Source organism: Nitrosomonas eutropha (assembly GCF_003201195.1).
GTDB classification, from domain to species: domain Bacteria; phylum Pseudomonadota; class Gammaproteobacteria; order Burkholderiales; family Nitrosomonadaceae; genus Nitrosomonas; species Nitrosomonas eutropha.
Window position 1 is genome coordinate 1 of record NZ_QICQ01000048.1, and the last position, 9743, is coordinate 9743.

Consider the following 9743-nt stretch of genomic DNA (forward strand, 5'->3'; position numbering starts at 1 on the left):
CAGTATGAGTGGACAGTGCGCCACTTGGGAAAGTCATTAGGCAGGGCTCGCCACTGGCAGCCGCTCTTGAGCAAATACAGCACCGCACAAAAAACATCGTACAGATCTATTCGTCGAGGGCTGGTCTTCCTGCGCGCGCTCTCCAGCAAAGGCTTGATAAGCTCGAATTGTTCACGACTGATGTCGCTCGGGTAACTTCTTCTCATCTTCCGAGTTTCTCATACTCCCCTAGACTTTGAACAGGTTCTGAGAGGTATTCCACCAGCCACCCCAAGCGTGAATAAAAAGCAAAATCGGTTACATCTGTCACTAATACTGGCGACAAATCTTCACGCCCCGTCAGCAAGTGCTGAAACCCATTGCAATACTCGCGTATTTGCTGAGGATCAGCGCCCTCGGCCCATATCAACAAAGTCCGGGCATCTGACAAATCGCCTGTATATTTCAAATCCGTACGCCACCGCTGCCGAAGATAGTAAGAACGGCTCAATCCCGATACGCGCAGCAATCGCCCCATTCGCTGGCTAAATCGCCGGTGCCACACCGGGGAAGGCTTTTGTGGCAATAGTTCGTAGCGCACCAGTAATGCCCATTCCGGGTTATCAGCCAGCTCCGCCAACTGGCGTCTCAATCTCCGGGTTTCTTCAATGAGCGCATACATAATCTTAACGATTCGCCAATGCAAGAATCGTATCCGCCGCGAGTGCAGCACCATTCATTGGAACCAAGTACTTGCGATCTATATGCATACCTGCCAGTTGCAGCAGCTCCCTAACGGAAGCCTCCCTCTCACTTTCGTTTCCACACCTGGAAACAATAATAGGTGCATGCCTGGCCACCAAATACGCACGCCGATTCTGATCATCCAGCTTCGTATCTGTATTCGGCACCAACAGTGCAGGTACTTGAGCCTGAACAATCTCGCAGCACGTGTTATAACCCGATGCCCCGATAAATACATCGAAAGCGCGTAAATAGCGAACCAGAGGATATGCTGAAACCGGCCGCACACCCTCCGGCAGTACAACATCCTTAACCGATATGGGATTATTCGCCCAAATAACTTCAAAACCCGCATTCTGTAACTGCTGTATCAAACCGACCCCAACACCTTCAACATCGTTGATGTTACCGGCACCCAGGGAAAATAAGGCGTAGCGTCCATTCTCGCTTAACCCCATGGCTTCTCTGGCCTGCACTTTATCCAGCAGCTCATCATCTTTTAATACACAAACTGGCGGGACACGCACTTGTGGACAGCCAAAATCACCATCCTCAAAACTGAATTCATCACCCACCTCGCCCGGCCGAATAATCATGCTAAACATGTCTGGATACAAAAATGGCTTAATCTTATCGGCCTGGTGTAACCCCCGATACGACCAGATAATTTTTGCTTTACCGTATTCTCTACAAGCGTGAATAAATCCCTGATAGGGCCAAGTACCATCAAAAACAACAGCTGCTGGACGAACACGCTCCAGCATCAGGCCAAGGCGAAGACACAGCTCACGATTCCATTCTGACGAACTTGCACGAGACCAATTGTGTGAAACAAAATAATCTGCTTTGAATCCCATCTCTTCGATGATTTCAATAGCAGAACTCAAAGAAAAGAAAACAGGACAAACCTGTTCACGCAACTGACGAGCATAGGCGAGACAACGGTTCAAATGCCCCATACCGGAACCGTTCACATTAAAAAAAAGAATGCGGGGCAGAAAAGCTGATCCAGATTTATCCATCCGCCACTTCACCGCAATTCATGCATGAAGCACTCAATTTTTCTTGATCAGACAATCTTCCAGCTTGCCGCCTCTGGCCATATATTCCTTCAACCACTTTGGCCTGGCGCCACCACCCCAGGTTTGATCTGGATCATTCGGATTGGCATACCTCGGCTGACGTTTTTTGCTGCTACCCGACAAGCCCAATTCATTCACGGTAAAACCGTAAATCTGAATAGCCCGTTTGATTTCTTTAAGCACCTCTTTACGCTTATTTTCGAGCAGCTCCTTTTTCCTAGCTTGCAGCGCTGCAATCTGTTCATCAATACCCTGAACTTCCTCCAGATTATTCATTTGACTTCCATCACTTTACTCCATCATCATATCGGCACAAAAACACTACTACAGATAAGATCTGAAAGAAATGTTCTTTTGCCTACCCTCATACCAACCAGTCCAGCCATCCTGAACTGCCTCACTACCATTCTTAGAACCTGTTCAAGATCTCGATCAAGAGATGCAATACAAGGCAAAATTGAACGAGAAAGCAGAGCATACTTGAAGTATGTGAGCATTTTGAGTTCAATTTCAACGCCGTAATGCGCTCTTCAGTGAGATATTGAACAGGTTCCTATATCGAAAAGCTTCAAAAATCAGCTCATATCAAGATTGTATTCGCAGCATATCGAGATTTAGCCTTTGTATCAGCAGAAACTTGCTGCGCTACGTCCGCAGTCACAAAGGTGACGAAGAGATGGGCTGCTTCAGCGCTGAAGATTTTACAAAATAACGCCACGGTAACCCAAAAAATGCTCATCTTACTAATTAATATATCTGGAAGACATCAGGGCCTGCTGAGATTCACCTGGAGTTGATGACAGCGGATACCAGATAAATGGCTGATGAGAAGCTGCAGCCGGTCTTGTCGCTGCGAAAAGCAATACGCTTGAACTCTTTGCGTTTTCCAAAGAAATTTTTTATGAGATGGCGCCATTTGTATATCTCCGAATCAATGGCCAGAGGATTTTTGCGTCGACTCATCTGAGAGATCACCACGTGATAGTCTCGCTGCTGTAACGTTTGAATCAACCAGTTTTGCATCAAACGTTTTGTCTGCCAGCAAGGCGCCAGAATCTATGCCAGTGATCAGCTCCTTGACGCCTTTGATGTCATGGCGCTGACCCGGCATTGAATTTTCTGCGACGAAAATAGAGGGGAACGAATCCGTGTATTCATGAACTGGATAAATAACCTGCAATACTGGCGCTATTTCATACTTTGACTATTCCGTCCATACCTTATTCTCACTTACGCCAGTTTAAAAATTATTAAACCCATCTACGTTGTCACATCTGTTTTTAAAATTGATCAACCTTTTCGAGGTTCATATTGAAATACGATTCAGCAACTGGTTGGCCTCGAAGTTATTTATGGAAAACATTATGGCACTTTATATGACTCAACCTATGACCTCCCCCAACACGATAAAAATTACGTACTATCGAAAGCAAAGCCAACCTCATCCGAGTCACGAAGAATCAGGAGCTTTCACTGCAGCAGCCAAATCAAATTATGCAACGTTTAATCACATTCCTGAGAGCGACGTCGAAGAAGGTATCTATAAAAGCTCGCAGGGTGTTCCTACTGGGGGAAAAACTTACGAGATTTAAGGAGAGAGTTAGGTAACGGAGATACTCCAAATTACGTATGGACGTGTACCAACCATCATGATGTATTGTTACGATCACATGACAAATAAATACCTGGTATTTTAAGGAAAATAAATTATGGCAGCAATTACAAAGGCATTAATTGGCGAAGATGCGAGCGGTGCTCTGAGAGATGAATGTTCAGCTCATCTTGATTCTCTTATGGCTCTTGGACAGGCCAAGTCTCAGTACTACGCGGAAAAAATTAATACGAGTCTATTAGGTGCGGGTCAAGGGACTGATAAAACGTTCCCTATCTCATCTATACAATCCTTCATCTATCAGACAAAAGCCTACACATCAGATAACGCAAAAAACATCAGCAGTGTTGTTAATGACTCCATTAAGGGCTTTGTATCGGGAGATACTACATCAGCCGTTAATACCATGGTATCTGGCTTTGTTGATATTTTATTTGGTTCAGCAGAGGGTTCTGAAAGTGAGATTATAAGATACTGTGCGATTCTTGAAGGCGTGTCTATGATTCGCCTTGATTTTGCTGGCTGGTCGCGTTCAGTTACATCCAAGCAATTGAAAAGTAAATGCGATAAGGTAAGTGCTTTTGTACTCTACAGATCAATCGTGGATATGAAAAAGGTATCTCTGAATGATTTCATATCAGTATATCAACTCACGGTAAAGGCAGAGAATAAGGATCTTGATGCAGCTGGTGTGTTGAAAAAATGCCAAGAATTATACTATCTATTTAACCCGCAAGATAAGCCTGCAAATATGCTTAAAGCATCAATCCCTCCTTTGAGGGAGGAGACGTTTCAACCATCAATAGGACATGAATCACTAGACGTTTTCAGAAAGCAGCTAGTTACATTATAGGACACCTCGAATAACCCGAGGTTTTCAGTAAATCTTGCCGCGAAATGATGGCCGCGACCGAATTCGGTTCTAGTCTCATGACAAATCGCCGTTTTTACCCCGAATCGTCCTGGACATTGGCGATTCGGCCCATTTCGGGTATCAAAGTGCCTTGATTCCTGTCTCCCCAAAGTAGAGCAACGCTTCAGATTGTAGCAAGTCGCCACCATCGTCATCGCTGCTGTGCTGCTTGGGCGCCGGCACCAACGTGGCGTCGATGATCTGACTGCCGCGCGCGATGAAACCCCTGCTGGAGAAGCTGCGCGGAGACGCCGTCGAACAGGGGGCTATGTGATTTTATCGACAAGAGAAGAACGGGTTTCAGGACAGCGTAATTTTACCAAGTCGACCAAGAAGGGGCGAGTCGATATTTTTCGAGGCGCCCAATAATCTACATTTGTGTTTGCTACATCAGCATAAAGAACTTACAAGAAATACTATAAACGATATTTTCATTATATTTCTTTCAGTGGAAAAATAGGACAGTAACTTTTTTTACTCTCAATATTTTTTATAACTGATGTTATTTTAATAGACAACTGCACGAAATGTCAGAATTCAGTAACACTAATTATTGTTATTAGATTATTCCACCGCTCGTCAGACAATTGATTTCCGCAGCTACATCTAATTATCTCATGTGTAAGTGCAGCATCTCAGGCTTATAGATGATACTTATTAAAAGTGTTGCAATCACGTAAAAATAATCTGCGCAACCGACTAAATATCCTTCTTTACGCGGCTATTCATCAATGTAATATTTTTATATTGATTTACTACATCTCTGCATTTGGCTAATTTTAGCTACTTTGAAACCTATTTAAACAACATAAAAAAAGAGCTTATAAATGATTTCAAGCAACTGGATCAAAGGTGTTTTATTAGTAATAATATGTACATTCTCATTATCTTCAACAGTAATCCTCGCCGCAAAAAATCATCCAAAACCATTACCGACATATCAGTATCTCGATGTTTACAACAATTATCTGCAACCTGTAGCAACCGCAATAGATTATCACTCCGGGTTGATTTATCTCTTTAACTACGATAAAGACAAGCTGATTACCGTCGAACCAACAAGTCTCTTCGGGTGGCCAGGAAATGTTCCATTACAGCATACGCTTGTATTTCCAGAAGGTGATAAGATTTTAATCACAACTGATAACACAGCAGAACATTCTGCTTACATTGTCATACTGAAAGTAAAAGATATTAACTGGGATGCAGGAACAACTTCACTTGAAGTAGAAGCTACAATAGCTATAGATAATCCAGGAACACCAGCAGAGTTTCCGTTTGTTGAACCTGTCAACAATGTCCAAAATATCCCTCACTGGTTGGTAGGGAGGGGAACAACACAGATACATGGCCCCACAATTCTGCCTTACTCAGATTTTGTTTATCTAACTGAACTTACTTCAGATAGAGTGCGTGTCTTCAACCATAAAACAAATGAACTTGTAAGTGGCGTGGATCCTATTGTCATCCCTGATTATACGGAACAAACGCACGGCATCATGTTTAATAAATCAGGAACAATTGGTCTTGGAACTGGCTATTTCTTTGATAACAGTCTTATCGACGTCTATAAACCTAATAGACAAACAGGGGAGCTGCAAACGATAGGACAGATCAAGCTGGGTGATGAAGAACGGCACGCGGCATTTACCCACTTTGTATATTGGCTGGATGAACGATATGCTGTGACTGCTTCTATGCAGCTTGATAAGACCTCGCTTACTTCTGTTAATACTAAGCAGATTATCCCTCCCAGCGTGTGGTTACTTGATACATTAGAGGGCACCGCAAAGAAGATTATTAACCATACCAATAATGCAAATGGGGCAGGTATTTTCCGTTCTCCTTCTGATCTTGCAGTAGTCAATGGCAAACTCTATATCGCAGAAGAAGATTCACTTGATTTCACGTTTGCCAATGACGGATACATTTCTGTATTTGATCTGACTGATCGTAACAAGCCACGATTCCTGAAAAGACTTAAACCTGGCCGGGAGCTACCCAACGGATATGCAGTAGCTCACACAATCAGCCCGACACCGGATAATCGTTTTCTGATAGTCGCAAGCTGGGTTTCAGGTTATGTACTCAAAATAGATACAGAGACAGATACTGTTGTCAAAGCCTGGGGACCGAATGATGGCCTAACCAAACCGCATGGTATTTGTACTGCCGGTGGTCTTCGCTAGCTGTAGTAAAGAAAACTGATTCATCTTCTTTTATCCAAAAAATTATCAGATAAAAATTAGGATGAATCAGTTTAAAAACAAGTAATGAATGCAAAACAGTTATTAAGGATGACTAATGAAAAAAATAGATGGAATGAAATTGAGGGCCTTTCGGAATTACTATTTTCAAGTTATTACTATCTTATTCCTTACTCTTGTACAAGCTGATATCAGAGCAGCAACTATTACATTATCCCGTCCAATAACATTACAGCCAGAAACAATCATTCACCTCGAACAAGCTAGTACAACTGGTACCAGTCAGTGGAAGCTCATTGTTTTCGGATTTACTCACTGCAAAGATGTCTGTCCGATGTCACTTGTTAATTTATCCACGATGGTTAAAACAGCAATTAGTGAACAGATTGATATCAATGGAATTTTTGTCACGGTTGATCCGGATAGAGACACAGAAGCAATCTTGGCCAATTATACGAAAAGCTTTGGCACCGACATTTCCTATTTACGTTTTGAAGGAGAAGAACTGGAGCGTTTCAAAAACGCCTTTCAGGTAGAGGCTATCTTTTATACAAAGAATGTGGGTAACCAAACCCATTATCAGGTTGATCACAGTACCACAGCCTTTCTGGTCGATCCAGCAGGAAGAATTAGAGTAATTTTTGATGCTTTAAAAGATGCCAGAGATATGGCAAGAATTTTTCATGAAGACAAAAAATTATTCAAATCATGAATAGGATGATATTAGTTGCAATCCTATTCATGGTAACAAAATCTGTTTTTAGCATGACAATAGATCCTGATCCCCGAATAATTGTCTCTTTTATGGACAAAACCATTTCTCCCGAATTGGACATATTACGGGTAATGGCAGGTATTTCATCTGATAACAATCATCTCATATTCGAAGTTAAAACGAGAGGGGAGCGCTTGCAGGGAAGCAAGCGTGATTATCTACTTCTACACATTACACATGGAAAAACGTATGTACTTCTTTTACCTATCAACAAAGAAAAAGAGAATCAGGTGATAGTATATGAACGTTTATCTCAATCCAATGGCGATGATCATGCTTCCCCCATCCTGGGCAGATTCATTAGAAATTCATCCCTGATGAATTTTAATATCACACCCATTTCCCAAGGAGGAGAATTTAGTATACCGCTCGATTGGATCGATTTTAATACAAATCTCAGTTTCGACGCTTATACAGTTCAGGCAAAGGTCAAAGGAAATACTCTGGAAATTGACAAGGTATATGATTGGGCAAGAAAGGGAAGAACACATATTAATAAAGAATCACTTTCTGCTATTACATTGCTCAATAAAATCTGTACTCCCACAAGTAACAAGCAGAGGTTCTAGTTCTTACGAAAAAGAAGAATGCCAAAGAACTGATAGGAAGAAAACAGAACTGATTGACATCCTCCTTCGCCTAAAAGGCGGAGGATTCCTACGACGCTCAGGCGCAGCATTGAGCTGCTTCGGCAAATTCCTGCTGCTGGTGACCTTGTTGCATCGCCCACTTCACAGGCGAACCGGGCGTGTCCCGCCCTTAAAATATTGATCGCACCGACCACATCGGTGTTTCCCTCGAAACTGCATTCCATGCACTCAAACTGCACTTGCATCTGGCGGTTGTCCGCCGACACATGGCCACAAGCTGGGCAGGTACGAGCAATGAGATAACTGTCCGGTTTCATTAAACCACATCATGACGCCGGCGGAAGTGACTGACCGCAAAGGATGGCATTGCAAGCCCTAAAACGCTGCAAGCAGAGTCTGGGGCAGGTCAAAAGTCTGCTGTGCAATAGAGCGACTATACCGGAGAACCATTTGAGGCATGCGAGAAATTCTGGGCGAACTTGTCACGGTGCAGATTGCCAAGCGCAGTGAACTGCACACTTTAGTCCCCGCAGATAATCTTAATTAAATCTGTAGATTAAGAGCGGAGTCTGGAATCGAATGTAAAATCACGAACAATCTCAATTTCTACTTCTTTCATCGCTGGATGATTTGGGTTGATCACTATGTTTCTGGCTTCCAGGATCACCGCAGAGGGCACAATTAGACCAAGATATTTTCCTTTGCGTAAGAACGAATCACCATAAGCTGCTGCTGTTGGTGATCCTGGAAGGGTATTCCAATCATCTGGCAAAGCATCGAGTGGCGGAGTTTTATAGAAATTATTGTCATCAGGTAGAGTTATTCTGACGACCATGAGATTCAATGGAAGAATCGATCCTGTATGTACTAGCTTTTCCAGTGCTGCAATTTCCAGCGAGAGCCCTGCATAAATTGTAGGTATACCAGCGCTATTCCAACGTTGCCCTTTTATGCTAGCTCCGTATCCGGTACGGTCGAGAGCAAATTCTTTCCTGGAAATCCTCCAGGCAAATACTAAGCAACACTGCCATAAGCAATGGAAGCCAAAACTTTCCTGACTTCATCGGCGCCCATATCCGTATCAAGTAATGATAGAGGGGATTCGCCTAAAGCCAGATTAGATTCGAGCATCCAGCGTCTTGCCAGATCTGACGAATCAAAAACCTTTCCTGCTTCAGCCTCAATGAGTGCAATTCGTGCCAATCTTTCGGATTCCAAAGGACCAAGCTTTCCACCCGATTTAATCTTTCGGGTAATAGTCGCATCAGAGATGCCAATTAATTTTGAAAGCTTTGCTTGAGATATATTGTAGTAGCAACCCGCTTCAACTAAATGGACTACTTTTACTCCGCCTCGTACCATTTCAATTCTCTTTGCCGGAGACATCTTCCGGATCATCGCCCCCCATTCCTGGAAAGAATGTCCGGTTGGCTCTTTCTTTTGTTTGGCTTGCTTTAATTCAATGCCCATTATTTAATACCATCAAATGAATAAAATTTTATAATCATTTGATCATAATCTTGATAGAGATTCAAGCAAGCGGCCCTGTCGCAAATGTTCTTAACGTGCAAAGCCACCCTTATCTGCGAACACAGTCATCCGGCTAAAGCCATAAACTGCTTAGATGTTTAGTCCCACGGTGTGCCGGTGTAACATATAACCAGCTACGGAGGGATGATTTATGGGACAGATATTACACGGAAGCGCCCGCACGACAGTGGCGGTGCGTCGAGCGATACAAAATAGTCAAGAGAGTCTGAATGTTCTGGCCAAGCGGCATGGGATTAATCCAAAAACGGTAGCGAAGTGGCGGAAGCGGGAATTCACCCACGATGCACCGA

The 9743-nt window shown here is 43.1% G+C and carries 14 protein-coding genes and 2 pseudogenes; 8 read left to right on the forward strand and 8 right to left on the reverse strand.

What is annotated here, in order from left to right; all coding sequences use genetic code 11:
- The 5 genes from C8R14_RS12305 to C8R14_RS12325 all read right to left on the reverse strand — a co-directional run.
- The coding region (locus C8R14_RS12305; RefSeq protein ID WP_143000361.1) for a transposase at positions 1-206 on the reverse strand (206 nt) is incomplete at its 3' end.
- Positions 203-631, reverse strand: coding sequence for a hypothetical protein (locus tag C8R14_RS12310; RefSeq protein WP_177165371.1), 429 nt, complete (start codon positions 629-631; stop codon positions 203-205). The genes C8R14_RS12305 and C8R14_RS12310, both read right to left, overlap by 4 nt.
- Before the next feature lie 34 nt (positions 632-665).
- Positions 666-1745 carry a glycosyltransferase gene (locus C8R14_RS12315; RefSeq protein WP_011635007.1) on the reverse strand — a complete coding sequence of 360 codons (1080 nt, stop codon included), beginning with the start codon at positions 1743-1745 and terminating at the stop codon, positions 666-668.
- Between the two features lie 33 nt (positions 1746-1778).
- A complete protein-coding gene (locus C8R14_RS12320; RefSeq protein ID WP_011635008.1) occupies positions 1779-2081 on the reverse strand; it encodes an H-NS histone family protein in 303 nt (100 codons plus the stop codon).
- Positions 2082-2736: 655 nt separating this feature from the next.
- On the reverse strand, positions 2737-2916 hold the full coding sequence (locus C8R14_RS12325) for a hypothetical protein (RefSeq protein WP_082211265.1): 180 nt from the start codon (positions 2914-2916) through the stop codon (positions 2737-2739).
- Between the two features lie 241 nt (positions 2917-3157).
- Between C8R14_RS12325 and C8R14_RS12330 the strand changes: the two genes are divergently transcribed.
- From C8R14_RS12330 to C8R14_RS12355, 6 genes are all read left to right on the forward strand, one after another.
- The gene (locus C8R14_RS12330) at positions 3158-3397 is read left to right on the forward strand and encodes a hypothetical protein (RefSeq protein ID WP_204987609.1); all 240 of its coding nucleotides are present in this window, start codon (positions 3158-3160) and stop codon (positions 3395-3397) included.
- Between the two features lie 117 nt (positions 3398-3514).
- Entirely contained in the window at positions 3515-4270 is a 756-nt protein-coding gene (locus C8R14_RS12335; RefSeq protein WP_011635010.1) for a hypothetical protein, read from the forward strand.
- Positions 4271-4492: 222 nt separating this feature from the next.
- Positions 4493-4699: a hypothetical protein gene (locus C8R14_RS14455; protein ID WP_373605817.1), complete on the forward strand. Its 207-nt coding sequence runs from the start codon at positions 4493-4495 to the stop codon at positions 4697-4699.
- Positions 4700-5157: 458 nt separating this feature from the next.
- Entirely contained in the window at positions 5158-6519 is a 1362-nt protein-coding gene (locus C8R14_RS12345; RefSeq protein WP_011635011.1) for a YncE family protein, read from the forward strand.
- 115 nt (positions 6520-6634) lie between these two features.
- Positions 6635-7249, forward strand: a complete 615-nt coding sequence (locus C8R14_RS12350; RefSeq protein WP_011635012.1) for an SCO family protein — start codon at positions 6635-6637, stop codon at positions 7247-7249.
- Positions 7250-7302: 53 nt separating this feature from the next.
- Positions 7303-7881, forward strand: a complete 579-nt coding sequence (locus C8R14_RS12355) for a DUF1292 domain-containing protein (protein ID WP_240142332.1) — start codon at positions 7303-7305, stop codon at positions 7879-7881.
- On the opposite strand, the gene C8R14_RS13835 is transcribed toward C8R14_RS12355, so the two are convergent.
- Entirely contained in the window at positions 7878-8219 is a 342-nt protein-coding gene (locus C8R14_RS13835) for a zinc ribbon domain-containing protein (RefSeq protein ID WP_041353554.1), read from the reverse strand. The two genes, C8R14_RS12355 and C8R14_RS13835, sit on opposite strands and share 4 nt — an antisense overlap.
- A gap of 11 nt (positions 8220-8230) precedes the next feature.
- Between C8R14_RS13835 and C8R14_RS12365 the strand changes: the two are divergent.
- A pseudogene (locus C8R14_RS12365) lies at positions 8231-8422 on the forward strand (IS5/IS1182 family transposase); the annotation flags it as partial.
- Positions 8423-8458: 36 nt separating this feature from the next.
- On the opposite strand, the gene C8R14_RS12370 reads toward C8R14_RS12365, so the two are convergent.
- A complete protein-coding gene (locus C8R14_RS12370) occupies positions 8459-8902 on the reverse strand; it encodes an RES family NAD+ phosphorylase (RefSeq protein WP_041353555.1) in 444 nt (147 codons plus the stop codon).
- Positions 8903-8916: 14 nt separating this feature from the next.
- Complete coding sequence (locus C8R14_RS12375) at positions 8917-9372, reverse strand: Xre family toxin-antitoxin system antitoxin (RefSeq protein ID WP_041353556.1); 456 nt, start codon at positions 9370-9372, stop codon at positions 8917-8919.
- Positions 9373-9583: 211 nt separating this feature from the next.
- Here C8R14_RS12375 and C8R14_RS12380 point away from each other — a divergent pair.
- Positions 9584-9743: pseudogene (locus C8R14_RS12380) on the forward strand (IS481 family transposase); the annotation flags it as partial.

Excerpts from the sequence above, each read along its gene's own strand:
- C8R14_RS12325 (WP_082211265.1), bottom strand. The coding sequence starts at position 2,916 with ATGCCGGGTCAGCGCCATGACATCAAAGGCGTCAAGGAGCTGATCACT.
- C8R14_RS12335 (WP_011635010.1), top strand. The coding sequence starts at position 3,515 with ATGGCAGCAATTACAAAGGCATTAATTGGCGAAGATGCGAGCGGTGCT.
- C8R14_RS12355 (WP_240142332.1), top strand. The coding sequence starts at position 7,303 with ATGACAATAGATCCTGATCCCCGAATAATTGTCTCTTTTATGGACAAA.
- C8R14_RS13835 (WP_041353554.1), bottom strand. The coding sequence starts at position 8,219 with ATGAAACCGGACAGTTATCTCATTGCTCGTACCTGCCCAGCTTGTGGC.
- C8R14_RS12350 (WP_011635012.1), top strand. The coding sequence starts at position 6,635 with ATGAAAAAAATAGATGGAATGAAATTGAGGGCCTTTCGGAATTACTAT.
- C8R14_RS12345 (WP_011635011.1), top strand. The coding sequence starts at position 5,158 with ATGATTTCAAGCAACTGGATCAAAGGTGTTTTATTAGTAATAATATGT.
- C8R14_RS12375 (WP_041353556.1), bottom strand. The coding sequence starts at position 9,372 with ATGGGCATTGAATTAAAGCAAGCCAAACAAAAGAAAGAGCCAACCGGA.
- C8R14_RS12315 (WP_011635007.1), bottom strand. The coding sequence starts at position 1,745 with ATGGATAAATCTGGATCAGCTTTTCTGCCCCGCATTCTTTTTTTTAAT.
- C8R14_RS12330 (WP_204987609.1), top strand. The coding sequence starts at position 3,158 with ATGGAAAACATTATGGCACTTTATATGACTCAACCTATGACCTCCCCC.
- C8R14_RS12320 (WP_011635008.1), bottom strand. The coding sequence starts at position 2,081 with ATGAATAATCTGGAGGAAGTTCAGGGTATTGATGAACAGATTGCAGCG.